The 25,940-nt window shown below is 68.6% G+C and carries 29 protein-coding genes and 1 pseudogene; 14 read left to right on the forward strand and 16 right to left on the reverse strand.

Annotated features, from left to right (window positions below):
• Positions 1 to 13: 13 nt before the first annotated feature.
• Together fabG and ACIA12_RS07955 are read right to left on the reverse strand one after the other, a co-directional pair.
• Positions 14 to 718 carry a 3-oxoacyl-[acyl-carrier-protein] reductase gene (gene fabG, locus ACIA12_RS07950; RefSeq protein WP_396367143.1) on the reverse strand — a complete coding sequence of 235 codons (705 nt, stop codon included), beginning with the start codon at positions 716 to 718 and terminating at the stop codon, positions 14 to 16.
• A gap of 133 nt (positions 719 to 851) precedes the next feature.
• Positions 852 to 1,064, reverse strand: a complete 213-nt coding sequence (locus tag ACIA12_RS07955; RefSeq protein WP_343978498.1) for a dodecin — start codon at positions 1,062 to 1,064, stop codon at positions 852 to 854.
• A gap of 73 nt (positions 1,065 to 1,137) precedes the next feature.
• Between ACIA12_RS07955 and ACIA12_RS07960 the strand changes: the two genes are divergently transcribed.
• Positions 1,138 to 1,461: a DUF3099 domain-containing protein gene (locus ACIA12_RS07960; RefSeq protein WP_396366168.1), complete on the forward strand. Its 324-nt coding sequence runs from the start codon at positions 1,138 to 1,140 to the stop codon at positions 1,459 to 1,461.
• A gap of 208 nt (positions 1,462 to 1,669) precedes the next feature.
• Positions 1,670 to 1,876, forward strand: coding sequence for a hypothetical protein (locus ACIA12_RS07965; protein WP_396366169.1), 207 nt, complete (start codon positions 1,670 to 1,672; stop codon positions 1,874 to 1,876).
• A gap of 54 nt (positions 1,877 to 1,930) precedes the next feature.
• Here ACIA12_RS07965 and moaA read toward each other — a convergent pair whose 3' ends face one another.
• Positions 1,931 to 2,947, reverse strand: a complete 1,017-nt coding sequence (gene moaA, locus ACIA12_RS07970) for a GTP 3',8-cyclase MoaA (RefSeq protein ID WP_396366170.1) — start codon at positions 2,945 to 2,947, stop codon at positions 1,931 to 1,933.
• Between the two features lie 69 nt (positions 2,948 to 3,016).
• On the opposite strand from moaA, the gene ACIA12_RS07975 reads away from it, so the two are divergent.
• Positions 3,017 to 3,847 (forward strand): SURF1 family protein, encoded by an 831-nt coding sequence (locus tag ACIA12_RS07975; protein WP_396366171.1) that lies wholly within the window; start codon positions 3,017 to 3,019, stop codon positions 3,845 to 3,847.
• Positions 3,848 to 3,947: 100 nt separating this feature from the next.
• Positions 3,948 to 4,703, forward strand: coding sequence for an SDR family oxidoreductase (locus ACIA12_RS07980; protein ID WP_396366172.1), 756 nt, complete (start codon positions 3,948 to 3,950; stop codon positions 4,701 to 4,703).
• A gap of 12 nt (positions 4,704 to 4,715) precedes the next feature.
• Here ACIA12_RS07980 and ligD read toward each other — a convergent pair whose 3' ends face one another.
• Positions 4,716 to 5,783, reverse strand: a complete 1,068-nt coding sequence (ligD, locus tag ACIA12_RS07985; RefSeq protein ID WP_396366173.1) for a non-homologous end-joining DNA ligase — start codon at positions 5,781 to 5,783, stop codon at positions 4,716 to 4,718.
• Positions 5,784 to 5,943: 160 nt separating this feature from the next.
• Between ligD and ACIA12_RS07990 the strand changes: the two genes are divergently transcribed.
• Entirely contained in the window at positions 5,944 to 7,536 is a 1,593-nt protein-coding gene (locus ACIA12_RS07990; RefSeq protein WP_396366174.1) for a M4 family metallopeptidase, read from the forward strand.
• A 131-nt stretch (positions 7,537 to 7,667) separates the two neighbouring features.
• On the forward strand, positions 7,668 to 8,087 hold the full coding sequence (gene msrB, locus ACIA12_RS07995) for a peptide-methionine (R)-S-oxide reductase MsrB (RefSeq protein WP_343978476.1): 420 nt from the start codon (positions 7,668 to 7,670) through the stop codon (positions 8,085 to 8,087).
• Position 8,088: 1 nt separating this feature from the next.
• Here the strand turns inward: msrB and ACIA12_RS08000 are convergent, their stop codons facing one another.
• Positions 8,089 to 8,466 (reverse strand): VOC family protein, encoded by a 378-nt coding sequence (locus ACIA12_RS08000; protein WP_396366175.1) that lies wholly within the window; start codon positions 8,464 to 8,466, stop codon positions 8,089 to 8,091.
• Between the two features lie 2 nt (positions 8,467 to 8,468).
• Positions 8,469 to 9,170: a hydrogen peroxide-dependent heme synthase gene (gene hemQ / locus ACIA12_RS08005; protein WP_396366176.1), complete on the reverse strand. Its 702-nt coding sequence runs from the start codon at positions 9,168 to 9,170 to the stop codon at positions 8,469 to 8,471.
• Between the two features lie 89 nt (positions 9,171 to 9,259).
• Here hemQ and ACIA12_RS08010 point away from each other — a divergent pair, with 89 nt between their 5' ends.
• Positions 9,260 to 9,898 carry a DUF4328 domain-containing protein gene (locus ACIA12_RS08010; RefSeq protein ID WP_396366177.1) on the forward strand — a complete coding sequence of 213 codons (639 nt, stop codon included), beginning with the start codon at positions 9,260 to 9,262 and terminating at the stop codon, positions 9,896 to 9,898.
• On the opposite strand, the gene hemG is transcribed toward ACIA12_RS08010, so the two are convergent.
• Genes hemG through hemE form a run of 3 tightly spaced genes read right to left on the reverse strand, consistent with a single transcriptional unit; the run spans position 9,831 to position 12,870 of the window.
• Positions 9,831 to 11,249 (reverse strand): protoporphyrinogen oxidase, encoded by a 1,419-nt coding sequence (gene hemG, locus ACIA12_RS08015; protein ID WP_396366178.1) that lies wholly within the window; start codon positions 11,247 to 11,249, stop codon positions 9,831 to 9,833. The two genes, ACIA12_RS08010 and hemG, sit on opposite strands and share 68 nt — an antisense overlap.
• A 12-nt stretch (positions 11,250 to 11,261) precedes the next feature.
• Positions 11,262 to 11,792 carry a GNAT family N-acetyltransferase gene (locus ACIA12_RS08020; RefSeq protein ID WP_396366179.1) on the reverse strand — a complete coding sequence of 177 codons (531 nt, stop codon included), beginning with the start codon at positions 11,790 to 11,792 and terminating at the stop codon, positions 11,262 to 11,264.
• Positions 11,785 to 12,870, reverse strand: coding sequence for a uroporphyrinogen decarboxylase (hemE, locus tag ACIA12_RS08025; RefSeq protein WP_396366180.1), 1,086 nt, complete (start codon positions 12,868 to 12,870; stop codon positions 11,785 to 11,787). Before hemE ends, ACIA12_RS08020 begins: the two co-directional genes overlap by 8 nt.
• An 83-nt stretch (positions 12,871 to 12,953) precedes the next feature.
• Here hemE and ACIA12_RS08030 point away from each other — a divergent pair, with 83 nt between their 5' ends.
• Both ACIA12_RS08030 and ACIA12_RS08035 read left to right on the forward strand, forming a co-directional pair.
• Positions 12,954 to 13,556 carry a DUF3000 domain-containing protein gene (locus ACIA12_RS08030; protein WP_396366181.1) on the forward strand — a complete coding sequence of 201 codons (603 nt, stop codon included), beginning with the start codon at positions 12,954 to 12,956 and terminating at the stop codon, positions 13,554 to 13,556.
• Entirely contained in the window at positions 13,553 to 14,845 is a 1,293-nt protein-coding gene (locus ACIA12_RS08035; protein ID WP_396366182.1) for an HRDC domain-containing protein, read from the forward strand. The genes ACIA12_RS08030 and ACIA12_RS08035 overlap by 4 nt, the downstream gene beginning before the upstream one ends.
• Here the strand turns inward: ACIA12_RS08035 and ACIA12_RS08040 are convergent.
• A complete protein-coding gene (locus ACIA12_RS08040) occupies positions 14,842 to 15,426 on the reverse strand; it encodes a helix-turn-helix domain-containing protein (protein WP_396366183.1) in 585 nt (194 codons plus the stop codon). The genes ACIA12_RS08035 and ACIA12_RS08040 overlap by 4 nt on opposite strands.
• A 67-nt stretch (positions 15,427 to 15,493) precedes the next feature.
• Between ACIA12_RS08040 and ACIA12_RS08045 the strand changes: the two genes are divergently transcribed.
• On the forward strand, positions 15,494 to 16,963 hold the full coding sequence (locus ACIA12_RS08045) for an MFS transporter (protein WP_396366184.1): 1,470 nt from the start codon (positions 15,494 to 15,496) through the stop codon (positions 16,961 to 16,963).
• Here ACIA12_RS08045 and ACIA12_RS08050 read toward each other — a convergent pair.
• On the reverse strand, positions 16,913 to 18,304 hold the full coding sequence (locus ACIA12_RS08050; protein ID WP_396366185.1) for an NAD(P)/FAD-dependent oxidoreductase: 1,392 nt from the start codon (positions 18,302 to 18,304) through the stop codon (positions 16,913 to 16,915). The two genes, ACIA12_RS08045 and ACIA12_RS08050, sit on opposite strands and share 51 nt — an antisense overlap.
• A gap of 98 nt (positions 18,305 to 18,402) precedes the next feature.
• Here ACIA12_RS08050 and ACIA12_RS08055 point away from each other — a divergent pair, with 98 nt between their 5' ends.
• Together ACIA12_RS08055 and ACIA12_RS08060 are read left to right on the forward strand one after the other, a co-directional pair.
• Positions 18,403 to 19,269, forward strand: a complete 867-nt coding sequence (locus ACIA12_RS08055) for a hypothetical protein (RefSeq protein WP_396366186.1) — start codon at positions 18,403 to 18,405, stop codon at positions 19,267 to 19,269.
• Positions 19,270 to 19,358: 89 nt separating this feature from the next.
• Positions 19,359 to 19,637, forward strand: a complete 279-nt coding sequence (locus ACIA12_RS08060) for a hypothetical protein (protein WP_396366187.1) — start codon at positions 19,359 to 19,361, stop codon at positions 19,635 to 19,637.
• 17 nt (positions 19,638 to 19,654) lie between these two features.
• Here ACIA12_RS08060 and ACIA12_RS08065 read toward each other — a convergent pair whose 3' ends face one another.
• The 5 genes and pseudogenes from ACIA12_RS08065 to ACIA12_RS08085 form a co-directional block, all read right to left on the reverse strand.
• The gene (locus ACIA12_RS08065) at positions 19,655 to 20,401 is read right to left on the reverse strand and encodes a DUF5995 family protein (RefSeq protein ID WP_396366188.1); all 747 of its coding nucleotides are present in this window, start codon (positions 20,399 to 20,401) and stop codon (positions 19,655 to 19,657) included.
• 103 nt (positions 20,402 to 20,504) lie between these two features.
• Positions 20,505 to 20,993 carry a glutathione peroxidase gene (locus ACIA12_RS08070; protein WP_396366190.1) on the reverse strand — a complete coding sequence of 163 codons (489 nt, stop codon included), beginning with the start codon at positions 20,991 to 20,993 and terminating at the stop codon, positions 20,505 to 20,507.
• Between the two features lie 8 nt (positions 20,994 to 21,001).
• Positions 21,002 to 21,427 (reverse strand): dienelactone hydrolase family protein, encoded by a 426-nt coding sequence (locus ACIA12_RS08075; protein WP_396366191.1) that lies wholly within the window; start codon positions 21,425 to 21,427, stop codon positions 21,002 to 21,004.
• A gap of 122 nt (positions 21,428 to 21,549) precedes the next feature.
• Positions 21,550 to 21,648 (reverse strand): annotated as a pseudogene (locus tag ACIA12_RS08080) (dienelactone hydrolase family protein); the annotation flags it as partial.
• A gap of 43 nt (positions 21,649 to 21,691) precedes the next feature.
• Positions 21,692 to 22,357, reverse strand: coding sequence for a hypothetical protein (locus ACIA12_RS08085; protein WP_396366192.1), 666 nt, complete (start codon positions 22,355 to 22,357; stop codon positions 21,692 to 21,694).
• Positions 22,358 to 22,528: 171 nt separating this feature from the next.
• Between ACIA12_RS08085 and ACIA12_RS08090 the strand changes: the two genes are divergently transcribed.
• Together ACIA12_RS08090 and ACIA12_RS08095 are read left to right on the forward strand one after the other, a co-directional pair.
• Positions 22,529 to 23,734 (forward strand): thiolase family protein, encoded by a 1,206-nt coding sequence (locus tag ACIA12_RS08090; RefSeq protein WP_396366193.1) that lies wholly within the window; start codon positions 22,529 to 22,531, stop codon positions 23,732 to 23,734.
• On the forward strand, positions 23,731 to 25,848 hold the full coding sequence (locus tag ACIA12_RS08095) for a 3-hydroxyacyl-CoA dehydrogenase NAD-binding domain-containing protein (RefSeq protein ID WP_396366194.1): 2,118 nt from the start codon (positions 23,731 to 23,733) through the stop codon (positions 25,846 to 25,848). The genes ACIA12_RS08090 and ACIA12_RS08095 overlap by 4 nt, the downstream gene beginning before the upstream one ends.
• Positions 25,849 to 25,940: the final 92 nt, after the last annotated feature.

Genomic DNA, 25,940 nt, shown 5'->3' on the forward strand with positions numbered 1-25,940 from the left:
GATAAAGGGGTGGTCAGTTGCCCATGCCGATGCCGCCGTCGACCGGGATCACCGCGCCGGTGATGTAGCCGGCCTCCTCGGACGCGATCCAGCGGACGGCCTTGGCGATCTCCTCGGTGGCGCCGAAACGGCCGAGCGGGATCTGGCTCAGGTACAGCTTCTGGGTCTCTTCGGGCAGTACCGCCGTCATGTCGGTCTCGACGAAACCGGGCGCGACCACGTTCGTGGTGATGCCGCGGCTGCCGAGCTCGCGCGCCATCGAGCGCGCCATCCCGATCAGGCCGGACTTGCTGGCGGCGTAGTTGACCTGGCCGGCCGAGCCGAGCATGCCGACCACCGAGGAGATGAAGACGATCCGGCCCCGGCGCAGCCGCAGCATGCCCTTGGCCGCGCGCTTGGCGACCCGGAACGAGCCGGTCAGGTTGGTCGCGATGACCGCGTCCCAGTCGTCCTCGGACATCCGCAGCAGCAGCGTGTCGCGGGTGATGCCGGCGTTCGCGATCAGCACCTCGACCGGGCCGTGCTCGGCCGCGATCGTGTCGAACGCGGCCTCGACCTGCGCCGCGTCGGTGATGTCGCACTTGATGGCGAGGAAGCCCTCCGGCGGCTCGGTGCTGTTGTACGTGATCGCGACCTGATCGCCGGCCTCCTTGAAGGCGGTCGCGATCGCCAGACCGATACCTCTGCTACCACCGGTGACCAGTACCGATCTCGCCACGTCCATCTCCTCACCCAGGTGCTTCCAGCCGCTGTACGGCGCTGCCGGACGAACGGTATCGCCCGCCCCCACCGGTACTGCGAACCGGGCGGCCCCGGCGGTTCGCAGTACCATCAGCCGTCCGCCCGGATCGTCAGGAGTCCTCGAGCCGGAAGCCGACCTTCAGCCCGACCTGGTAGTGGTCGATCGCGTTGTCGACGATGTGCCCGCGGATCTGGGTCACCTCGAACCAGTCCAGGTGCCGCAGCGTCTCGCCGGCCCGGGTGATCGCGTTCGTGATCGCCGCGTCGACGCCCTCCTTGGAGGTGCCGACGAGCTCGGTGACGCGGTAGGTCCGATCGGTCATGACTGTTCCCCTTCGCCTGGGTGCGCCGGAACTTCCGCACCGGCGTACCGTTGGGTGTTGGTGAGGAGAATAGATGTCACAGCGCAGTAAGCGGGGTCGTGAGCGGGCCGACGCGGAGGTCATTTCGGTCACCAGCGCGCAGCCCGGCCGGTCGGAGGAGCTGGAGAGCCGGATCTTCCGGTACGCCTGGATGATGTCGTTGCGGGTGGTGTGTTTCGTCGGCGCCGTGCTCACCCCGTCGCCTTGGCGCTGGATCCTGCTGGTCGGTGCCGTCTTCCTGCCGTCGGTGGCCGTTGTGCTGGCCAATGCGCGGCGGACGAAAGCGGTGTCCGGAGCCAAGGCCTATGTGCCGCCGGCCCGGCCCGAACTGGGTCCGGATCACGACACCAAAAAGTGATCTGCGTCGGGACTGGATTCTCATGACGGATCCGTGTCAGAATCTGCGTGCTCTGAAGTTCACGGTTGGAATTCAGGGTGTTGATGCGGCGTCGGACGGCTCCCCCCGTGGCTGTCCGACGTCGCTTCATTTTGCCCAGGCTATTGATTATTGAGTGGTCAGGAACAATTGCCTGTACTGACCTGAATGACCCCTGGGAGACCTCGCCGTGACCGAAGAAGCTCTGCCGTCCACCTGCTCTGCAAGGGGATGCGGCCGGCCCGCGACCTGGGCGTTGTTGTGGAACAACCCGAAGATCCACACCCCCGACCGGCGCAAGACCTGGCTGGCCTGTGACGAGCACAAGCAGAGCCTGTCCGACTTCCTCGGCGCGCGTTCTTTCCTGCGCGAGGTGGAGGCTTTCCCGGCGCCGTAACCAACGCGCCGGAGTGCGTTACACCGGAAAAAGTAAATTTCCGGTTCAGAAAGGTCAGCCGCCGATCGCGGACATCGGCCGGACCGGCTGCAGAAAGCTCGGATCGTTGATGCCATGGCCGGGCAGTTTTCCACGCATCGCGCGCCGCCAGCGGTCGGCCAGCTCCTCGTCGTCGGCGCCGCCGCGCAGCGCCGTGCGCAGATCCGATTCGGTCCGGGCGAAGAGGCAGTCGCGGACCTGGCCGTCGGCGGTCAGCCGGACCCGGTCGCAGTCACCGCAGAACGGGCGCGTCACGCTGGCGATGATGCCGACCGTCGCCGGACCACCGTCGACCGTGAACGACTCGGCCGGCGCGCTCCCCCGGGCGGCCGCATCGGTCGGCGTGAGCTCGAACCGCCGGCCGAGCAGCTCGAGGATCTCGTCGGCCGTGATCATCTGGTCGCGACTCCAGCCGTGCTGGGCGTCCAGCGGCATCTGCTCGATGAAGCGCAGCTCGTAGTCGTGGTCGAGGCAGAACTGGAGCAGCTCGGGGGCCTGATCGTCGTTCACGCCGCGCATGAGCACCGCGTTGACCTTCACCGGCGTCAGGCCGGCCTCATGTGCCGCCGCGAGACCTGCCAGTACGTCCTTCAGCCGATCGCGCCGGGTCATCTGCTGGAAGGTGTCCGGATTGACCGTGTCGAGGCTCACATTCACCCGATCCAGGCCGGCCTCCCGCAACGCCGTCGCCTGCCGGGCCAGGCCGATCCCGTTCGTGGTGATCGAGATCTGCGGGCGCGGCTGGAGCTTCGCGGTCCGGGTGACGATGTCGACCACGCCGCGGCGGAGCAGCGGTTCACCGCCGGTGAACCGGATCTCGTTGACCCCGAGGTGGGTGACGGCCACGCCGACCAGCCTGACGATCTCGTCATCGGTCAGCAGCTCCGGCTTGGCGAGCCAGTCCAGACCCTCCTCGGGCATGCAATAGGTACAGCGCAGGTTGCAGCGGTCCGTGAGGGACACGCGCAGGTCGGTAGCGACCCGGCCGTAGCTGTCGGCCAAGCCTGTCTGGGTCGTACTGGGCGCTGTCATCCCGCCCAGCTTACGTCGCAGTCAGCAGCCGACGCCCGGGCGTTTCGGTGGATGGCTTAAGTTCGAAGCGTGCGTCGTCTGATGAATGTCCGGTGGATCGCCACTGCGCTGGTGATCCTGCTCCTGTCCGGGGTGTGTGTGGAGCTCGGCCGATGGCAGCTGCACCGGCTGGATGCCCGGAAAGCGCGCAACGAGGTCACCCGGACGAATCTGGCCGCTCCGGCAGCGCCGCTGTCCGAGATCGTCGGGCCACAGCGGGTGATCGGTGAGCAGCACGACTGGCGGACAGCGGTTGTCACAGGCCGGTACGACGCCGCCAAACAGGTCGTGATGCGCTACCGGAACATCAATGACCGGCCCGGGTTCGAGATCGTCACGCCGTTGCTGCTGAGCGACGGGAGCGCCGTACTGGTCGACCGCGGCTTCCTGCCGAAACAGGGCGGCGAGCTGGCACCCAGCAGCATCCCGGCCGCGCCCTCCGGAGAGGTCACGGTCACCGGCCGACTCCGGCGCAGCGAGCGTGGTGGGCACACCAACGGCGGTACGCCGGACAACGGGACCGCCCGGCTCATCAACGGGCCCGACTTCGCGCCCGTCCTCGGTCTGACCTTGTACGACGGGTATCTCACGGTGGAGCAGCAGGTTCCGGCGGCCGATCCGGCCTTCGGTGGACTGCCGGGGCCGGAGATCGACGACGGGCCACACTTCTTTTACGCGTTGCAGTGGTTCTTCTTCGCGCTGCTGGCGATCGGCGGACTGATCTACTTCTCCCGACGTGACGTGACCGGCGACAACGCCGGCCCGGACGGTGAGTCCAGCGGTCCAGCGGCGAGTCCTGACGAGTCGTTGCCTGCCGCAACGACAGGAGCCGCGGGGCGACTGGGTTCGGGCGGTTCGTAGTACCCCTCTTCCCGTCGTTTTTTCTTAATCGCTTGCTGTTGCCTTTGGCTACCACCGGCGTGTCGGGCCCTGATTTCGTGAGGTCAGGCAGGATGGAGCCGTGGACCTTGGACTCGAAGATCGCATCTACGTCGTCACCGGCGCCAGCGGTGGACTGGGCTTCGCCACCGCGAAAGCCCTCGCCGCGGAAGGCGCCCGGCTGGTCATCTCCAGCCGCAACGAGGAGTCGATCTCCCGTGCGGCGGCCGAGCTCGGCGAGAACGTGGTCGGCATCCCGGTCGACAACGCCGACCCGGAGAGCGCCGAGCGGCTGGCCGCGACCGCGATCGCCAAATGGGGTGCCCTGCACGGCGCCTTGATCAGCGTCGGCGGCCCCCGGCCAGGGACCGCGATGGACACCGAAGAGGACGACTGGCGAGCAGCCTTCGACAGCGTCTTCCTGGGCGGCCTGCGGATCGCGCGGTCGGTGGCCCGGGCAGGCACCGACGGTACTTCGATCGCCTTCGTGCTCTCCTCATCGGTGAAGTCGCCGATCGCGGGACTGGCGATCTCCAACGGACTGCGCCCAGGACTCGCGATGGTCGCCAAGACGCTCGCCGATGAGCTCGGGCCGAACGGGGTCCGGGTCAACGGGCTGATGCCCGGCCGGATCGCGACCGCCCGGCTGAAGGAGCTGGACGGCAAAACGGGTGACCCGGACGCTGCCCGGCGGGCCGCGGAGAAGACCATCCCGCTGCGCCGCTACGGCGACCCGGACGAGTTCGGCCGGGTCGCCGCGTTCGTCCTCTCCCCCGCCGCCTCCTACCTGACCGGCGCCATCATCCCCATCGACGGCGGCGCCCTCCGCACGTTCTGAGGCGCGCAGGCTCTACTCTTCCGGGTCTTTGGGCCGGTCGCGGTCCTTGGACGGCTGCACGCGCTTTGGCTCGCCCGGCATCTTCGGATACTCGGGCGGGTAGGGCATGTCGCCCTCGCCGAAGTCGCGTTCGTGCTTGGCGGACAGCTCCAGCAGCGACTCCAGCGAGAACGCCTTCTCGCCGACCGCCGCGTGCAGGTCGCCGACCTCGGCGAAGCGGGCCGGCATCGTCAGTACGTCGAAGTCGTCCGGCACCACCTCGGACACCTCCTCCCAGCGCAGCGGAGCCGAGACGCGGGCCCGGGCGTTGGGGCGGACGGAGTACGCCGAGGCGATCGTGCGGTCGCGGGCCATCTGGTTGTAGTCGATGAAGACGCGTTCGCCACGCTCCTCCTTCCACCAGTTCACCGTGACCTGGTCGGGCATCCGGCGGGACAGCTCGCGGCCGACCGCGATGACGGCCCGGCGGGCCTGGATGAAGTCCCAGCGCGGCTCGATCGGCACGTACACGTGCAGGCCGCGACCGCCCGAGGTCTTCGGGTACCCCTCCAGGCCGTGCTCGGCCAGCAGCTCACGTAGTACCGGAGCGACGACGGCGGCGCTCTTGAAGTCCGTACCCGGCTGAGGATCGAGGTCGATCCGGAGCTGGTCCGGCGAGTCGAGCTCAGGGCGGCGGACCGGCCACGGGTGGAAGGTCAGGGTGCCGAGGTTGACCGCCCAGGCGACCACGGCCAGCTCGGTCGGGCAGACCTCGTCGGCGGGCCGGCCGCTGGGGAACTTGATCGTCGCCGTCTCGACCCAGTCGGGCGCGCCCTTGGCGACCCGCTTCTGGTAGAACGCGTCGCCCTTGTTGTCCATCCGGGTGGACAGCTTCGCGCCCTCGAACCAGCCGCCGGGCCAGCGCTCCAGGGTGGTCGGCCGGTCCCGGAGCGCTCCCAGGATGCCGTCGCCGACCGCGACGAAGTAGTTCACGATGTCCAGTTTGGTGAGTCCCCGGTCCGCGAAGTACGGCTTGTCCGGATTGCTCACCCGGACGGTCCGCCCTGCGATCTCCAGCTCGATTGCCTTGGTCGCCGCCATGCTCGCGACGCTACCGGTCAGCGGGGACTAAATGCCGTCACCCCCACGGAAAAGGGAAGTTTTCTCAACCTCTGGCCACCCTAGGTGACTGAGCGGTAACGTACCCGCACCTCGTTCCTGGGGCGTGAGGCCCCCGGGACACTCTTGAAGGAGCACGAGGATGAAGAAATCCGCCCTGCTCGCCGCTGCCACCGCAGTGGCGACCGCAACCGCCCTGGGTCTCGGCGCCACCACGGCCACCGGTGCACCGAAGGCAGACCCGGGCACCACCCCCGCCGCAGCGGTCGCCCGGGCCAAGGCTGCGATCTCAGAGAATCTCGGCACGCTCAAAGCCACCGGCGCCGACGCCTTCCTCGTGAAGGACGTCATCCTGGACGCCGACGGCAGCAGCCACGTCCGGATGGACCGGACGATCGGTGGTCTGCCGGTCCTGGGTGGCGACGTCGTCCTGCACCAGGCCAAGGACGGCGCCCTCAAGGGCGTCAGCCAGACGCTCGCGCAGTCGGCGAACGTCGGCCGGACCCCCAAGGTCAGCACCGCCACCGCCCTCGCCAAGGGAGTCACCGGCGGCCTCAAGGCCCAGGGCAAGCCCGCACTGGTCATCGAGGCCCGCAAGGGTGCTCCACGGCTCGCCTACCTGGTCACCAGCGGCGGCACCCAGGCCGACGGCACCCCGAGCAACGTCACCACGACGATCGACGCCCTGACCGGCGCCAAGCTCGTCAGCGAGCAGCACATCGAGACGGTCACCGGCGACGGCAAGAGCCTGTACTCCGGAACCGTGCCGATCGACACCACGGCCGTCAGCGGCGGGTTCAACCTGACCGACCCGGCGCGCGGTGGCGGCACCACCCTGGACGCGCAGAACAAGACCGACTCGATCCTGTGCCAGCTGTTCGGCTTCGGCTGTCCGGTCGCGGTGAAGTTCCTCGACGCGGACAACCACTGGGGTACCGGCCTGAACAGCGATCGGGCCTCGGCCGCGGTGGACGCGCACTACGGCGCGGCGACCACGTTCGACTACTACAAGAACATCCATGGCCGGAACGGCATCTTCAACGACGGCAAGGGCGTCCCGAGCCGGGTGCACTACGGCACGAACTACGTGAACGCCTTCTGGGACGGCAAGAAGATGACGTACGGCGACGGCGACAACGTCGTCGCGGGTCCGCTCGTCTCGATCGACGTGGCCGGCCACGAGATGTCCCACGGCGTCACCTCGGCGACCGCGAACCTGACCTACTCCGGTGAGTCCGGCGGCCTGAACGAGGCGACCAGCGACATCTTCGGGACCTCGGTGGAGTTCTACTCCAACAACCTGAACGACCCCGGCGACTACTACATCGGCGAAGAGATCATGAAGGACCGGCCGGCCCTGCGGTTCATGGACAAGCCGAGCAAGGACGGCAACTCGGCCGACTGCTGGTCGTCAGGGGTCGGCAACCTCGACGTGCACTACTCGTCGGGCGTCGCCAACCACTTCTTCTACCTGCTGTCCGAGGGCACCGGCCCGAAGACCATCGGCGGTCTGCCGCACAACGGCAGCAGCTGCAACGGGTCGACCTTCAACGGGATCACGGAGGCCAAGGCCGCCAAGATCTGGTACCGGGCGCTGACGACGTACTTCACCACCGGTACGACGTACGCGCAGGCGCGGGTCGCGACACTCAACGCGGCCACCGACCTGTACGGCGCCTCCAGCCCCGAACGGGCGGCTGTGGCGACGGCCTGGACGGCAGTAAGCGTCAACTGAGCCAGCCTGACCTGATTCGGCACAGTTGCTGGGTCCTGTCCCACTGGGGCGGACAGGACCCAGCGATTGCGGGACGCTTACGTGGCCGGTCCGGCCGGGGTTTTGGTTGACCGGCCGCCGATAATGGGGACATGACAGAGAGCACCAGGCAGTACGCAGTACAGAAGTCCGACGAGGAGTGGCGCGCGAAGCTGTCCCCGGCGGAGTTCCAGGTCCTCCGCAAGGCCGGTACCGAGCGCCCGTTCACCGGCGAGTACACCGACACCAAGACCATCGGCGTCTACAAGTGCCGCGCCTGTGACGCCGAACTGTTCCGCAGCGAGACCAAGTTCGACTCGCACTGCGGCTGGCCGTCCTTCTTCGCCCCGCTCGCCGAGGACCGGGTCGAGTACATCGAGGACCACGACCTCGGCATGAAGCGCGTCGAGGTCCGCTGCGCCAACTGCGGCTCCCACCTCGGCCACGTCTTCGAGGGCGAGGGCTACGGCACCCCCACCGACCTCCGCTACTGCATCAACTCCGTCAGCCTCTCCCTGACCCCGGCGGAGTAGCTCAGACCGGGGTGGCCAGGGCGACCGGGTTGTTGTCCGGGTCGGAGACGTAGGCCTGGCGTTCGCCCCAGGGCATGGTGGCCGGCTCCTGGAGGATCGGGTAGCCGGCCGCGCGGAAGGTTTCGACGGTGGCCTGGACGTCGTCCACGTAGACGAAGAGTTCGAAGCGGGGGGCCGTGCCGACGGTGATGCCCAGCGTGGCTTCGGGCCAGCCGGAGTCGGCGATGCCCAGGGAGGACTCGCCGCGTTCCAGGCCGACGTAGTGCGGATCGCCTTCCAGCGGGAACTGGTACCGGGACTCGTAGCCGAGCAGCGCGTAGAACTCGAGCGACCGGCGGACATCGGTGACGTACAGGACCGGGAAGGCTTTGCGTTCCATCGTCAGGCCAGGTTCGCGATCAGATCACTCAGCTCGGTCCGCTTGCCGGTGTAGAAGGGGACCTCCTCGCGCACGTGCCGGCGGGCCGTCGACGCGCGCAGGTCGCGCATCAGGTCGACCATCCGGTGCAGCTCGTCGGCCTCGAAGGCGAGCATCCACTCGTAGTCGCCGAGCGCGAACGACGCCACCGTGTTCGCCCGTACGTCGGGGTAGGTGCGGGCCATCTTGCCGTGCTCGGCGAGCATGAACCGGCGCTCCTCGTCCGGCAGCAGGTACCACTCGTAGGACCGCACGAACGGGTAGACGCAGATGTAGGCCCGGGCCTCCTCGTCGGCCAGGAACGCCGGGATGTGGCTCTTGTTGAACTCCGCCGGCCGGTGCAGCGCGAACTGCGACCAGATCGGCGCCAGATGCCGTCCGAGCCGCGAGCGGCGCAGCGCGTGGTACGCGTCCTGCAGCGCGTCGGAGGTCGGCGCGTGCCACCAGACCATGAAGTCGGCGTCGGCGCGGAAGCCCTCCACGTCGTACCAGCCGCGGATCACCACGTCCTGGTCGGCGCCGAGCTTGCCGAGCAGCTCGGTCAGCTCCGCGGCGAGCTCCTCGCGGTCCGCCTCGCCGAGCGGCGTCTCCACCTTGAACACCGACCACATGGTGTAGCGGATGACATTGTTCAGCTCGCGCGCCTTCGGCTTCGTCTCGGTCACCCAGCCATTGTCGCCAATACATCCGCCTGTGTGTGCACCCGGGTTGGCTCTACTCTTCGTGACAACAGTCACCACCGGGGGGAATCACCATGCGCGCGCTGCCCAGAGCCACCTCGATCCTGGTCTGGATCGCCGCCCTCGCCTACGTACTGGTCGCCGTCGAGGGCTGGCGCGACTACGCGGTGTTCAAGGACGACCTCGCCGGCTGGGACTCGGACACGATCCGCCCGGTGGACGTGATCCTCTACGGCCTGATCTTCGCGGCGGCCGTCGTCTTCGTCGTCTGGCTGTGGCGGGCCCGGACCCGGTCGGAGGAACTCAGCCCGTGGCTTCCGCACCGCCATGAGCGGGGCTGGGTGATCGCCGGCTGGATCGTCCCCATCATCAGCTTCTGGTACCCGCTGCATGTCGTCGAGGATGTCGTCGCCGCCAGCACGCCCCAGGTCACTCCGGGTCCGCCCGAGCGGCCGCAGCCAGATCTCCGCATCGTCCACATCTGGTGGGGCACCTGGCTCGCCAGCAACCTCATCGAGCTGCTCCCGGTCGAGCCGGGCGAAGATCCGGTCGCCAACGACTTCCTCTGGACCGCAGTGACCTCCACCGCGACCGCCGTGCTGACGGTCGTCTGCGCGGTTTACGCAGTCCGGGTGATCCGGCTGATCACCGAGCTGCAGGTGTCGAGGCCTGCAGATGAGCTTGCACCTGGCTTGCCGCCTTTCCAGCACTAGCGACGCAGGCGGCGATCCCAACACCCCGGTACGCCGCTCCGCACACAGCCAACCCAGGTTGACCGGCAATGGCCGCCTCAACCCGGTCGATACGGTCCAGGTGGCCCACGGCGTACTGCGGAAGCCCGCCGCCCCACCTGGTGACCAGCGACCCGACCACTGGCGTCTGCAGCCCCACAGCGGCTCGTAGATCCCCGGCCGCAAGGGCAGTGAGCTCCTCATCCGAGCGCTGGAGCACGTACTCCTCACCGAGCCGTCCGACCGAGCAACGGAGTACTGCGAGGTCTCCCCCGGCGTCGGCGGACCACTGCCACTTGGCGTGCGAGTAGGTCGACGCCTTGATCGTCCGGCCTTCCACGGACGGCACCAGGAAGCCGGAGCCAGTTGCCCCTGCTGGCCAGTCCGCCTTGCGTACAACGAGCGTGACGATCGCCATGCTCGCGTACTGGATGGCGGCGAGCTCGGTCGACGCCTGCGGGACCACATCGGCGAGCATCCGGGCCGCTGGGGCTGCAGGGACGGCTATGACGATCGCGTCGGCCTGGAGGAAGGTGGGGGCGGGCACTGGGCCGGATTCGAGCTCGTAGCCGTCAGGGGTCTGGCGGATCCGGCGTACGGTCGCGTTGCGCTGGATCCGGACGCCACGGGCCAGCAGGTCAGCCTCTAGCGCGGTGATCAGCCGGTTGATGCCGCCCTTGATGCCGGCGAAGACGGGCGCGCCCGAGGTGTTGCGGCGCTGACCGATCTCCCGCAGTTCGGCGGTTGCCGCCAGCAAGCTGGGGGCTGTCTTCAGCTTGGCGTAGAGCTCCGGTACTGCGGCCGCCAGCGAGATCTCCTCGGCACGGCCGGCGTACACCCCACCCAGCAGCGGGTCGACGAGCCGGTCGGAGACGGCCGTACCCATGCGCTCGGCGACGAACCGTCCGATCGCCACGTCCTCGGTCAAGGCGGGCGCCGCCAGCTCGGGCTCGTGAGCGACAACCTCAGCTGCCGCCTCGCCCAGGGCGTCGATCGTCGACTTCGGGTCCGTCGGAACCCCCATCACCGTCGGCGGGATGGCGCGGATGCGGTCGCCGATCCAGAGGCCGGCCGAGGTCGTTGCCGGATGCACCAGGTCGTCGCCGAGCCCGACGGCCTGGATCAGGTCGACAGCCTCGGGGCGGCGCGCGAGTACGGATTCGGCACCGAGGTCCACCGGGATGCCTTCCAGCGAAGCCCCCGCCAGCTTGCCGCCCAGCCGTGGCGAGGACTCCAGCACGGTGATCCTCGGCGGATTCGGCCCGCTGGCCAAAGCATGAGCCGCAGCCAGCCCGCTGATCCCGCCACCGACGACTACTACCGAGCGCTCCACGGACCCATCAGATCAGACGCCCAGAGCCAGCACGTACTCGATCCCCGGCCGGCCGCCGTACTCCCGCTCCCCGACCGGCACGAACCCGGTGCGCTCCAGCACCTTCAGCGATGCCACGTTGGTCAGATTGGTCCCCGCGCGAAGTTCCTTCAGGCCGTACTCCCCCGCCGCCAGCGCACACACCTCGCGCACAGCCGCTGTCGCCAGCCCCTGCCCGGCCGCCTTCTCCGCGATCCGGTACCCGAGCTCGGCGGACCCGTCCGTCACGTCAACCAGGTTGACCCGGCCGACCACTTCACCCGACTCCGTCACCAGCACGTGCGGATGATCGGTCCCCTCAGCCTGATACCCGAGCAACACCGCCAGCCGCTCGCCGAACTCCGCGAAGAACGCGTCCCCCCGATCGGAGATGAAGCCGGCGAAGTACGCCCGATTCTCCACCTCGAACGCAAGCAACGCGTCAGCATGCTCAGCCCGCAGCCGCTCAAGCCGAATGCCCACCGGCAACCGCCCGGAGGCTACCGGGCCCGTGCCTTCAGGCACGAGTCGACTTTTCGTGGACCGCCTTGACTACTCGGTGGAGGACGTCGGGGTCGGTGGTCGGGGGGACGCCGTGGCCGAGGTTGAAGATGTGGCCGGGGGCTGACTTGCCTTCGGCCAGGATGCGGTCGATCTCGGGCTCGATGGCGTCCCAGCCGGCGATCAGCAGGGCCGGGTCGAGGTTGCCCTGGACCGGTTTCGGCGAACCACCGGCCGCGGTGATCCGGCGTACGGCCTCGTCCAGCGGCACCCGCCAGTCGACACCGACGACGTCCGCGCCGGCCTCGCTCATCAGACCGAGCAGCTCGCCCGTGTTCACCCCGAAGTGCAGCCGCGGTACGCCGTACTGCTCCATCGCCGCGAACACCTTGGCCGAATGCGGCTGCACGAACTGCGCATAGTCGCGCGCCGACAACCCACCGGCCCACGAGTCGAACAGCTGGATCGCGGACGCGCCCGCCTCGACCTGCACCGACAGATACGCGATCGCCACGTCGGCCAGCCGGTCCGCCAACGCGTGCCAGAGCTTCGGGTCGCCGTACATCATCGCCTTCGTCTTCGCGTGGTCCTTGCTCGGCCCACCCTCGACCAGGTATGACGCGACCGTGAACGGCGCTCCGGCGAACCCGATCAGCGGAGTGCCGCCCAGCTCGGTCACCAACTGCTGGACCGACTCGGTGATGTACGGGACGTCCTCCGCCGTGACCGGGCGGACCGCGGCCAGACCGGCGAGGTCGCGGATCGGGTCGGCGACCACCGGGCCGACGCCGGGCTTGATCTCGACGCCGAAACCTGTCGACTTCAGCGGCGTCACGATGTCGGAGTAGAAGATCGCCGCGTCGACGCCGTAACGGCGTACCGGCTGCAGCGTTATCTCCACGACGAGGTCGGCCCGCATACAGGACTCGAGCATCGTGATGCCTTCACGGATCGCCCTGTACTCCGGTAGCGAGCGACCCGCCTGGCGCATGAACCAGACAGGTGTGTGTGGGACCGGCTCACCCCGGGCCGCGCGCAGGAAGGCGGACTCCGGTAGGGCATCGGTAGCAGTGGGTGATTGGGCTGGTTGCGTCACGGGCACAGGTCCGATGATCCCATGCCCGGAACCTGTCACCGGCGCGTCGTCACCGGCGTCGGTGAGTAATCAGTCGTAGGCTGCGAAGCATGGGTGCCCGCAAGCAGGTCGACGCGCCACCCGCGGAGTTCGCCGAGGCCCTCACTCAGTTGCGTGAGGCCCGGTTCCGGCCCGAGGTGTTCGTCGAGGAAATGCCCGCACCGCAGCGGATCGCTCCGCATGCGGCGGCGGTCAGTGCCGACGTGACGGTCGACGGTGACGATGTCGCCACCGGCCGGCTGGTCGTCCTCTACGATCCCGCGGGGAACGACGCCTGGCAGTCGACCTTCCGCTGTGTCGCGTATGTGCGTGCCGCCGTCGAACCGGAGATGGTGACGGACGCACTGCTCGGTGGCGTGGGCTGGACCTGGCTGATGGAGGCACTGGCCGACCGGGGCGCGGAGTACCTGGCCCCGAGCGGTACCGTCACCAGAGTGGTATCCGAGAGTTTCGGCGGGATGGCCGACGACGACGCGACGGCGGAGATCGAGATCCGCGCGTCCTGGAGTCCTGTCGCCGGACCGGACGGGATGGTCGACGTGAGTCATCATGCCGAGGCCTGGGGCGAGGTGCTCTGTACAGCGGCGGGACTCCCGCCGGTACCGCCGGGGGTGGTCGCGATGCCGACCCGGCGCGGTCAGCGGGGCCGATGAGCCCGGCCGAGACCCAGCAGCAGCCGCCCGTGCCGGATGACCCGGCCGAAGACCAGCCACTGCTCGAACTGCGCGACGGACTGTCCGAGGTCATCGACACCGACCCGGCCCTGGCCGAGGTCGTCGAGGCCTTCCGCTCCGGCACCGGCCCGGTGGCCGTCGACGCCGAGCGCGCCTCGGGCTACCGCTACTCGCACCGGGCGTACCTGGTCCAGCTCCGCCGGGAGGGTTCCGGCTCGGCGCTGGTCGACCCGATCCCGTTCGGTGACCTGTCGTCACTCGGAGACGCGATCATCGACGCCGAGTGGATCATCCACGCGGCGAACCAGGATCTGGCCTGCCTGGCCGAGGTCGGGATGGTTCCGCAGACGGTCTTCGACACCGAGCTGGCCGGCCGGCTGCTCGGCTACCCCAAGGTCGGGTTGGCCTCGCTCGTCAGCGAAGTACTCGGGTACAAGATGCGCAAGGAGCACTCGGCGGCCGACTGGTCGACGCGTCCGTTGCCCGGGCCGTGGCTGATCTACGCCCAGCTCGACGTCGAGATGCTGATCGAGCTGCGCGACGCGATCGAGGCCGAGCTGCGTCGCGAGGGCAAGTGGGAGTGGGCGCAGCAGGAGTTCACCGCGATCCTGAGTGCGCCGCCGCGTGAGCCGAAGCCGGATCCGTGGCGACGGACGTCCGGGATGCATCGCGTGCGCAACCGGCGGAGCCTGGCGGTGGTACGGGCGTTGTGGGAGGCGCGCGACCAGATCGCGGCGTCTGCCGACATCTCGCCCGGGCGCATCCTTCCGGACGCGGCCATCGTCGAGGCCGCGGCCGCGATGCCGGTCGATCGGGACACGTTGCAGCGACTGACCGCCTTCAAGGGGCGCGGCGCACATCGCCACATGCGCACCTGGTGGGAGGCGATCGACCACGCCCGCCGCCTGCCCGACAGCGAGCTTCCCAAGCAAGGCCCTCGGTACGACGGACCGCCACCGGCTCGCGCCTGGGCGGATCGCGACCCGGACGCGGCTGCTCGGCTGTCGGCGGCGCGCTCGGCCGTCAGCGAGATCGCCGAGGCACACCGGCTCCCGACCGAGAACCTGCTCTCCCCCGACACGATCCGGCGCCTGGCGTGGACCCCACCGGCCGACGCGGACCTGGCCGCGGTGACGACGTTCCTGCGCGAGCACAACGCCCGCGAGTGGCAGATCGGCCTCACCGCCGAGGTCCTCACCGACGCCCTGGCCACCGAGGCGGCGCCGAACGAGCCGCTCGAACCGGTCGAGCCGAGCGAGCCCGCCTAGTCCGTAGTTTTCGCGCGGACGTGCATGCGTTCGCCTTGCCGGCCGAACAGGCTGAGCACCTCCACGGGTCTCCCGTCGGCACTGCCGAACCAGTGCGGAACCTTCGTGTCGAACTCAGCCACCTCGCCGGAGCCGAGCACGACGTCATGATCGCCTAGCACCAACCGCAGCCGTCCCTGCAACACGTAGAGCCACTCATAGCCCTCGTGACTGCGTAACTGCGGCTCAGTCCCTCTGTCCGGCACGATCAGTTTGTACGCCTGCAGCGGCCCCGGCGCCCGTGACAGCGGCACGAACGTCTCGCCGTTCGCCGACTTGTGCGGCTTCAACTGCACTCGCGGATCTCCCACTTCCGGAGCACCGACCAGTTCGTCCAACGGCACCCGGTACGCCGTTGCGAGCGGCAACAGCAACTCCAGGCTCGGCCGACGTTGCCCGGACTCCAGCCGCGACAACGTGCTCTTCGAAATGCCGGTCGTCTCGGCCAGTACCGCCAGAGTGATCCCGCGCTGCGCCCGCAATCGCCGCAGCCGATCCCCCACCTCGTCGAGCACCGCTTGGTACGCCGGTTGTCCGTCCATCCGCCGAGTGTCCCAGAAACAGCAACAAGAGTTGCCGCCTTTGCCGACTGAATCGCACTGTGCGGACATGAACCCGAAAACTGCCGAGCCGGCAGCCCGTACTCCGATCCGATGGGCGCTGACCGGCCTGTCCCTCGCGATGCTGCTGTCGTCCCTCGGCACGAGCATCGCCAACGTCGCACTGCCGACCTTGGCCGACTCGTTCGCCGCGTCCTTCCAACAGGTCCAGTGGATCGTCCTGGCCTACCTGCTCGCCAGCACCACCTTGATCGTCAGCGTCGGCCGCCTCGGCGACCTGACCGGCCGGCGACGGCTCCTGCTGACCGGTATCGCCGTCTTCACCGCGGCCTCGGTCGTCGCCGGTCTCGCTCCCACCCTCTGGCTGCTGATCGCGGCCCGCTCCGCACAGGGCCTCGGCGCCGCCATCATCATGGCGCTCGCCATGGCCTTCATCGGCCAAACAGTCCCCAAAACAAGAACCGCCAGCGCGATGGGCCTACTCGGCACCACGTCCGCAATCGGTACAGCACTCGGCCCGTCCCTCGGCGGCGTACTGATCTCCACCCTCGGCTGGCGCGCCATCTTCCTCATCAACCTGCCCCTCGGCCTGCTCACCTTCGCCCTGGCCCGTCGATACCTACCAGCCGACCGCGGGCCGACCGGCCGGGGGTCGGCCGGGCGGGCGCGCTTCGATCATCTGGGTACGGTGCTGCTGACTGGGGCGCTTGCGGCGTACGCGCTCGCGATGACGGTGGGGCGCGACCTCGGGGTCGCCGTCGACGGGTTCGGAGCTGCCGGGCGTGCCTTCGGCAGTGGGGTCGGGGTTGTTGGGTTGCTGGTGGTCGCGGCTGTCGGGCTCGCGGTTTTCGTCCGGGTTGAGTCGCGGGCGGGCTCGCCGTTGATCCGGCTGGCTGCCTTGCGCGATCGGGTTCTCAGCGCAAGCCTCGGGATGAGTGCGCTCGTCTCGACGGTGATGATGGCGACGCTGGTCGTGGGGCCGTTCTACCTGGCCGGAGAGCTCGGGCTGAAGGCTGCGGCGGTAGGGCTTGTACTGTCCGTGGGTCCACTCGTTGCGGCGCTCACCGGCGTACCGGCTGGACGGGTCGCCGACCGGTTCGGCGTACGGCGGATGACGATCGGCGGATTGAGCGCCATCGCGATCGGCGCCGGTGCGTTGGCCGCCTTGCCGGCGAGTCTGGGGATCGCCGGTTATCTGGTGCCGATCGTTGTCATGACCAGCGGCTATGCGACGTTCCAGACGGCCAACAACACCGCAGTACTGACCGACCTTCCGCCCGACCAGCGCGGCGTCGTCTCCGGCCTGCTCAACCTGTCCCGCAACCTCGGCCTGATCACCGGCACCGCGCTGATGGGCGCCGTCTTCGCCGCCACCAACCTGCACGTCACCTTCGCCGTCGCTGCGGTTCTCATAGCCGCAGCCCTCACCCTCGCGATCATCCGGCCACAAGCCGCCCAGCCGGCCGAATCAGCTGCCGACGTGGGGGTGGCGAAGTGGGGTGCCGGTGGCTACCGGTGAGTGGCGGGACTTGCTCAGGACCCGAAGCACCACCGCCGGGTGCAGCAGGGCCGTTGGTGGGTCGGCTAACTGGAGTACGCGGTTGAAGGCGCGCGCCACCGGCACCGATACGTGGGCCGCGCGGACCACCTGCGCGATGTAGCCATTCAACTGGGCAGTGCCAGCCGGCCTGTCCCCCACCGTCTCCGGATGGCCAAAGTCGCCACCGACAGCGATGCGCCAGGGCGATTCGATCACCCGAGCCGCCTTGCGGTGGAATCGTCGCGGCAGCTCCGGCGACAGCACACCGACAGCCTGGACGACCTTCTCGAGCGCAGCAGCTTGGAGCGCAGCCGACGACATCCCCTGCCCGTAGATCGGATCGAAGCTGCTCGCCGCATCCCCTAGCACGACAAGCCCTTGCGGCATCTGCGTCTTCTCGAAGTGCCGCCGCTGACTCGATGGGAACCGGTACGTCGCAACCTCCGACAACCACTCGCACCGCCCGATGAGCTGCCCAACCACAGGACTCGGCAACGAGTCCGCAAACGCGCGCACCCCTTCCTCGTCACCGGGCGGCGCATCACCGTGCACCCCCGCCAACGTCACCTGCCACCGCTCCCCCTCGACCGGCAACACCGATCCACCCCGAAACGACCCCGGATTGTCGACGCACGCGATGAAGTCCCCCTCGAAGTCCCCCGGCGACCGACGCATCAGGAACGACGCATACCCGATATCGATCCCAACCCGAGTGACCGGCGGCTCGAGCAGCCCCGACTTCGCCAACTCATGAGCAATCCGCGAACTCCGCCCCGAGCAGTCAACGACAAGGTCAGCCGCACGCTCCTCGCCCCCAACCACCACTCCAGTCACCCGCCACCCCGCGACCCCTCGGCGCCCCGTACGAACGGCCGCCCCGCGATCCACGACGGTGACGCGCTCGACCAGCACTCCGTCCTCGACTGTGACTCCAGGCAGGGCAGCGACCCGAGAACGGATCACGTGCTCGAGCAGCGGTCGAGTCATGCACAGCACCGGCGGGCCCCAGTCGCCCTGTGCCCGGTAGGCGCCACCCTGGTGGACCCAGGCGCCGTACCCATCGACGGGCACAGCTCCCTGGGCTACGAGTTCGTCTTCGATTCCGGGGAACCATTCGCCAAGCAGGTGCAGGCCGGCCGCCAGGAGCAGATGCAGATGCCGGCCCTGCGGGACGTGGCCGCGTGGTGCAACAGCATCCGTGAGGTGCTCGCGCTCCAGCACGACCACCGAAGCAGCGTGCTCAGACAGCGCTCGAGCAGCAAGCAGCCCCGCAATGCTGCCTCCGACGACAATCACGCGCCCGTCACGCACTCTCGCCACGGCCCACCTCCCTCTCACCCTCAGGTTAGATCTCCGTAACCGCTCGCTCTCTTGACTGCCACGACCGTCAGGTCAATCGTCAGAAGGAGGGGATTCCGATGAACACAAGACCCAGACCAGAGCCCGACGACCGGGTGCTGCCGTACACCCGCGTCCTGTCGCTCGCCATCGTGCCGTTCCTGATCGCGGGATTCGTGATCCTGTACCTCTTCCCGCTCCACACCGCCCGCCTCTGGGCCTGGCCGCTGCGCCCGACAATGACCGCGATGGTGCTCGCATCGGCGTACCTGGGCGGCGCCTACTTCTTCGTCCGAGCAGCCTACGAACGCCGCTGGCACGTCCTCGCCCCAGGCATGCTCTCGGTCACGGCCTTCGCGACGCTCCTCGGAGTCGCGACCCTGCTCCACTGGAACAAGTTCACCCACGACAACCCGGCCTTCTGGATCTGGACCGCCCTGTACTTCGCCGCCCCACTCCTCGTCCTCGCCGCCTGGCTCCTCAACCGCCCGTACGCCGCCCCCGCCCGCGACCCCGATGACTTGTTACCGCCGTCATTGCGTGCAGCCGTAGCCGCGATCGGCGCGCTGGCACTCGTCCAGGGCGCCGCGATGTTCATCACGCCGTCGACGTTCATCGACCTCTGGCCGTGGCCCCTCACCCCGCTGTCCGCCCGAACCCTCGCAGCCGTCCTCTGCCTCGGCGGCGCAGGCGTAGCCATCTGGCACGACCCCCGCTGGTCAACCCTCCACCGCATGCTGGAAGTCGAACTGGTCATGGTCACCCCGATGCTGCTCGCCGCCCTCCGCGCCCGCGACCAACTCGATTCCGGCAAACCGCTCGCATGGCCCCTACTGGCCGGCTTCACCCTGCTGTTCATCGGCTCGCTGGCCCTCTGGTCCCGCCACGAACTCCACGCGCGCAACGCCCTGGCCCCGAGCGGCTGGTCGACGCCGCCTCGAAGCTGAGCAGCAGTTGGAGAAGGCCGCGTCGCAACGGGGTAATCGCAGTACCTGACTCGTCGCGAACGCATTTGGCAGACTCAGTACGCGACCTGATGTCCACCCTGGTCTACGGACTCATCGAAGGCGGCCATCGGGGGTTCACTCACCCCACCGTCGTCGCCGCGCTCGCGATCGCCGTGATCACCCTCGCCGCCAGCGCGGTGTTCAACACCTTCCGTCAGGTCGGTGGAGCAGTCGCCATCGCCGTTTTCGGCGCCCTGATCGCCAATCCGGACACCTTCCTCACCGGGCTGCGGGTCAGCCTCGGATCGGCCGCGGCCCTGCTCCTGCTCGCGGCAGTCAACAGCACCCGAATCCAGCCACGAGGCTGACGCACGCGGCAGAACTCCTACTTCGGTGGCGGAAGCAGGACGCCGAAGCCGGCCACGGCCAGGCGTAGGAGGACCTGGCCGGGGGCGAGCAGGTCGGCGATCTTGGCCGCGCTCAGCAGTTCCAGCTCCGCGAGCCGGATCGCGTAGGCGTCCGGCGAGATGAGCCGGGCTTGATGAAGCTCCACGGTGTTGTGCCAGACCTTGCGGCGGGACTCGCGGAGGAATCGTTTCGAGGCTCGCTGGTTGAGCGGGCGCAGGGCGCGGTCGAGGAGGGTGCGCGCCGAGCGGGTGGCCAGTTCGGCGTCCTCGGCGGCGACCCGGTCGGCGAGGACGCCGTCGATCCGTTCGTGGTCGCGGCGTCTGCGGTCGATCAAGGCAGCATCGTCGAACTCGTCGACGGAGATGACGGCGAGCAACGACTGCGGCAGGTCGTAGTTGATGTGGGCGTTGACCCCGAGCAGTACATGCGCCAACGGCGGCAGAGTCGCCCGTGCGTCAAACGCCAACCGCCAGGGTCGCGGAACACTCTCACCGGCCCGGTCAGCGTCGAACGCCTTCAGATAAAGGTCCGCGAAGACGACATCCCACACCTCGACCCAGTCCGGATCCTCGAACACCCCACGCTCGAGAGCCCGCCCCACCGCGCCCGTGGTCCGCTGATAGGTGGCAAGGAACTCACGCCGCGACTCCTCCCCCGGCGTCAGACTGTCCAGCCGCTCCTGCAGAGCCGCGACGACCGCCGCAATATCCCCCGGCTGCTCCATGACGCTCAGTATGTCCCCCGCTGCGCACCCCGGGCGAGGCTCAACGCGGTGGCCCTCGCGGGACAGGCGAGGCCCGGCGCCGAGACGCCGGGCCTCTCGATCCTCAGGCGGGGAGCTGGGATTCGATGGCGGCGACGAGCTCGTCGGATTCGGGCAGGGTCTGGGGCCGGAAGCGCGCGGCGACGGTGCCTTCGGGGGTGATGAGGAACTTCTCGAAGTTCCACTGGACGTCGCCGGCGGTGCCGTCGGCGTCGGGGGTCAGGGTCAGTTCGGAGTACAGGGCGTGCCGGTCGTCGCCGTTGACCTCGAGCTTGTCGAGCATCGGAAACGTCACGCCGTACGTGGTCGAGCAGAACGTCTCGATCTCCTCGGCCGTGCCGGGCTCCTGGCCGCCGAACTGGTTGCAGGGCGCGCCGAGCACGGTGAAGCCACGGCTCGCGTAACGCTTCTGCAGGTTCTCCAGGCCTTCGTACTGCGGGGTGAGGCCGCACTTGGAGGCGACGTTCACGACGAGCACCGCCTTGCCCTTGTACTCGGCCAGCGAGGTGTCCGCGCCGTTGAGGGTGTGCAGCGGAATGTCGTACAGGCTCATGTAAGTCCTTAGCTGATGGGGAGATGGCGGGCAAGGAAGGCTTCGGTACGGCTCCACGCGAGCGCTGAGGCCTCGGCGTGGTGGAAGGCGGGCATCGGGTTGTCGAAGGCGTGCCCGGCGCCGGGATAGCGGTAGATCTCGTTCCCGGGGCCGTCGACAGCCTCGATGATCTTGTCGACGTCGTCGCTCTTCAGGTAGTCGTCGGCGTCCCCGAAGTGATGCAGGCTGACCGCATCGACATCGGGCGCCAACTCGAGCAGGTTGGGCAGGGCGGAGCCGTAGTAGCTCACCAGTACGTCCGGCGACGACACAGCGGCCACATTGAAGGCCAGTCCCCCGCCGAAGCAGAACCCGACGATCCCCACACCCTGCTCACGACTACGCAGGTAGTCCAGCGCAGCGACCGAGTCCGACACGGCAGTCGGCCAGTCCACGCGCTGCACCAGGCCGATCGCCTGGTCCAGTACGTCAGAGCCGACTCGTCCAGCTCCGCGCCGTCCAGGCGCCAGTAGATCTCCGGTGCGATCACGTAGTACCCGAGGGCGGACAGGTCGAAGGCCCGCTGCTTGATGTAGTCGGAGACCCCGAAGACCTCCTGGAGCAGCAGGATGCCGGGCCCGGATCCGTCGGCAGGTTCCCAGACGTGTGCCGGCATCAACCCCGTGCCGGTATCAATCTCCAAGGTCACACCTCGGAGCCTACTTCGCGTCCACCGACTCCCGTGGCGAGACCTGTGTCACCTCCGCAGGCATCCAGCGCTTGGCCTCGGCTATCGCTGCACTGAGGAGCTCGTAGAGCCGCTCGTCCGGGTTGGACACGCAGGCCTGCGAGATGCCCTCCACAGCACATGACACAGCCCGTGGAGCCGTCCGGCGCTCGAAGTCCGGCGTACCGCGGTGTGGTCGGGCAGTGAAGGTCTTGGCCCACTTGGTAGCCGCCGGTACTGCGTCCAGCGCCTCCTGAGCCTCAGGCCGAAGACTGTCCAGCGGCCGACCGTCCAGCGCGGCCAGATGGCGCTCTCCGACCAGCAGGGCAACCGCCAGGATGTACTGCCGCTCCTGCGACACCACGGGCAACGCGTGCTGGATGCAGATCGCCGTCACCAGCGGTACGACGTGCGGGTCCTCCGGGACCAGCCCGATCACCGAGGGGATCATCGGGGCCAGCCGGGCGCGCCCTGCGTCCGTCGTGCAGTCGTTGACGTCGCGGGCCACTCCGGCCAGCAGTGGATGGGTACAGGCCGGATGGTCCGACCAGGGCTCGCCCGCGAGGTACGAGGCGAACTCCATGAAGCAGGCGCCCTTGCGGGGGTTGCGGTGTTTGCCCCGCGACAGGACCGGGACAGAAAGCTCGAGATTGTTCATTGCGGCTCCAGTGACGCTCCTGATCCCAGAATGCGCCCGAAAAGCCGTGGATGCCACGGGTAACCGCGATCAGCTTGTGAGCAGCGGCACAGGCGTGGCGGGTTGGGGTGAAGTGTTACCGACGGGTAGCCTTGCTGTTGCTCCCACTCCTGGAACCCAGAGGAGGGCCTCGTGCCCCGTGAGATCCGCGATGTCGTCTTCGTCGACGGCGTTCGCACCCCGTTCGGAAACGGCAAGGCCACCGGCCTGTACGCCGAGACGCGCGCCGACGATCTGGTGATCAAGTGCATCCGGGAAATTCTCCGGCGCAACCCGTCGCTGCCGCCTGAGCGGGTGGAAGAGGTCGCCATCGCGGCCACCACCCAGATCGGCGACCAGGGCCTGACCATCGGCCGGACCGCGGCCCTGCTGGCCGGCCTGCCGAACACCACCCCGGGCTACGCCATCGACCGGATGTGCGCGGGCGCCATGACGGCGGTGACCACGCTCGCCTCCGGGATCGCCTTCGGCGCCCAGGACGTGGTGATCGCCGGCGGTGTCGAGCACATGGGCCGGCACCCGATGGGCGAGGGCGTCGACCCGAACCCGCGGATCATCTCCGAGAAGCTCGTCGACACCAGCGCGCTGGTGATGGGTTCCACCGCGGAGAACCTGCACGACCGGTACCCGAGCATCACGAAGGCCCGGACCGACGCCTTCGCCGTACTGTCCCAGGAGCGCGCCGCCAAGGCGTACGCGAACGACCTGATCCAGCCCGACCTGGTGCCGATCGCGGTCCGCTCGGCCGAGCACGGCTGGGGTCTGGCGACGGCCGACGAGCCGATGCGCCCGGGCACCACGCTGGAGGACCTGGCCAAGCTGAAGACCCCGTTCCGCCCGCACGGCCGGGTCACCGCGGGCAACGCGGCCGGTATCAACGACGGCGCAACGGCTGCCCTCCTCACGTCGGCCGAGGCGGCCGCGGAGCTGGGTCTGACCCCGAAGATGAAGCTGGTCTCGTACGGCTTCGTCGGCGTCGAGCCCGAGGTGATGGGCTTCGGCCCGGTACCGGCCACCGAGAAGGCGCTGAAGCAGGCCGGCCTGACCATCGACGACATCCAGGCCTTCGAGGTGAACGAGGCGTTCGCCGTCCAGGTGCTGGCGTTCCTCGAGCACTACGGCATCGCCGACGACGACCCGCGGGTCAACCCGTACGGCGGCGCGATCGCGTACGGCCACCCGCTGGCGTCGTCCGGCATCCGGCTGATGACCCAGCTGGCCAAGCAGTTCGAGCTGCGGCCCGAGGTCCGGTACGGCCTGACCACGATGTGCGTCGGCCTCGGCATGGGCGGAACCGTCATCTGGGAGAACCCGAACTTCGAGGGGAACAAGGCATGAGTGACTTGCAGACGTTGATCGACGAGGCGCTCGCGATCGAGAACGACGAGCTGGTCACGCTCGCACCGAGCCGCGACGTCGTACTGCCGAACAAGGCCGGCACGCTGGCCCTGATCACCCTCGACAACGGCCACGACCACACCAAGCCGAACACCCTCGGCCCCAAGGGTCTCGCCGAGCTGAACAAGGCGATCGACGCGGCGCTGGCCCGTGAGGACATCGTCGCGATCGGTGTCACCGGCAAGCCGTTCATTCTGGCAGCCGGCGCCGACCTCAGCGGTGTGCCGAAACTGGCCGCGCGGGAGCAGGCCTTCAACCTCGGCAAGATCGGCCACGGCGTCCTGCGCAAGCTGGTCGACGGTGGCAAGCCGTCGTTCGCGTTCGTCAACGGAGTCGCTCTGGGTGGCGGCCTCGAGGTGGCGCTGCACGCGCAGTACCGGACTGTCTCGGTCGCGGCCGGGATGATCTCGACGCCCGAGGTCTTCCTCGGACTGCTGCCGGGCTGGGGTGGCAACTTCCTGCTGCCGAACCTGATCGGTGCGGACAAGGCCGTCAAGGTCGTCGTCGAGAACGCGCTGAACCAGAACAAGATGCTCAGCGGTCCCGAGGCGGTCAAGTTCGGCATCGGCGACGTGCTGCTGGACTCGGCCGACTTCCTCGAGCAGTCGCTGATCTGGGCGAGCAAGGTGCTGACCGGCGAGATCGTCGTCGAGCGGCCCGAGATCGACCGCGGTGAGGCCTGGGACGCGGCGGTTGCCCGCGGCAAGGTGTTCGCCGACCTCAAGGTGAGCGGCGCGGCGCCGGCGCCGTACCGGGCACTGGACCTGATCGCGGCGGCCAAGGACAACGACCGCGATCGTGGCTTCGCGGCCGAGGACGAGGCACTCGCCGACCTGATCATGAGCGAGGAGCTGCGCAGCGGCCTGTACGCCTTCGACCTGGTCAACAAGCGGGCCAAGCGGCCCGCAGGCGCTCCGGACAAGTCACTGGCCCGCAAGGTCAGCAAGGTGGGCGTCGTCGGCGCCGGTCTGATGGCCGGTCAGTTGGCACTGCTGTTCGTCCGCCGGCTCGAGGTGCCCGTAGTGCTCACGGATCTCGACCAGGAGCGCGTCGACCGCGGTGTCGGCTACGTGCACGGTGAGATCGACAAGCTGCTCGGCAAGGGCCGGATCCGGCCGGACAAGGCCAACCAGCTGAAGGCGCTCGTCACCGGCTCGGTGGACCGCTCGGTCTTCGCCGACGCCGACTTCGTGATCGAGGCAGTCTTCGAGGAACTGCAGCTGAAGAAGACGATCTTCGCCGACCTGGAGAAGATCGTCCGGCCGGACGCGATCCTGGCGACCAACACCAGCTCGCTGTCCATCACCGAGATGGCCGCCGACCTGGAGCACCCGGAGCGGGTCGTCGGCTTCCACTTCTTCAACCCGGTCGCGGTGCTGCCGCTGCTGGAGATCATCCGCGCGGATCAGACCGACGACGCGTCGCTGGCGACCGCCTTCGCGGTCGGCAAGACCCTGAAGAAGTCCTGCGTGCTGGTCAAGGACGCGCCGGCCTTCGTGGTGAACCGGCTGCTGACCCGCTTCCTCGGTGAGGTCAGCGCGGCGGTCGACGAGGGCACCCCGATTCCTGAAGCGGACAAGGCGTTGTCGGCGCTCGGCCTGCCGATGCCGCCGTTCGTGCTGCTGCAGCTGGTCGGGCTGCCGGTCGCGCTGCATGTCGCGGAGACGATGAACCGGGCGTATCCGGAGCGCTTCGCGGTGTCGCCGAACCTCGCCAAGGTGGTTGCCGCAGGCAAGAGTTCGTTCTACGTCTGGAGCGCCGAGGGCAAGCCTTCGGTCGACCCGGAGGTCGAGGCGCTGGTGACCGTCGGCGACAAGCCGTCGACGGCCGAGGAACTGCGCAGCCGGGTGCTGTCCGCGCTGGCCGAGGAGATCCAGATCATGCTCGACGAGGGCGTGGTCGCCGAGGCGCAGGACATCGACCTGTGTCTGCTGCTGGGTGCGGGCTGGCCCTTCCACCTCGGCGGCATCACGCCGTACCTGGACCGCAGCGGCATCGCCGAGAAGACCAACGGCAAGCGTTTCCTCCCCAAGGGACTTGCCAGTCTCGCGTAACACCTTCGATCTGCTGGGGGTCGGTCCGGCGCCGGAAGCCCGGTCCGGCCCCCAGCAATCTTCTTCTCGGGTTTGCAACATGTCGCGCGGAA

It is taken from the genome of Kribbella sp. NPDC051620 (assembly GCF_044453825.1).
Classification (GTDB): Bacteria; Actinomycetota; Actinomycetes; order Propionibacteriales; family Kribbellaceae; genus Kribbella.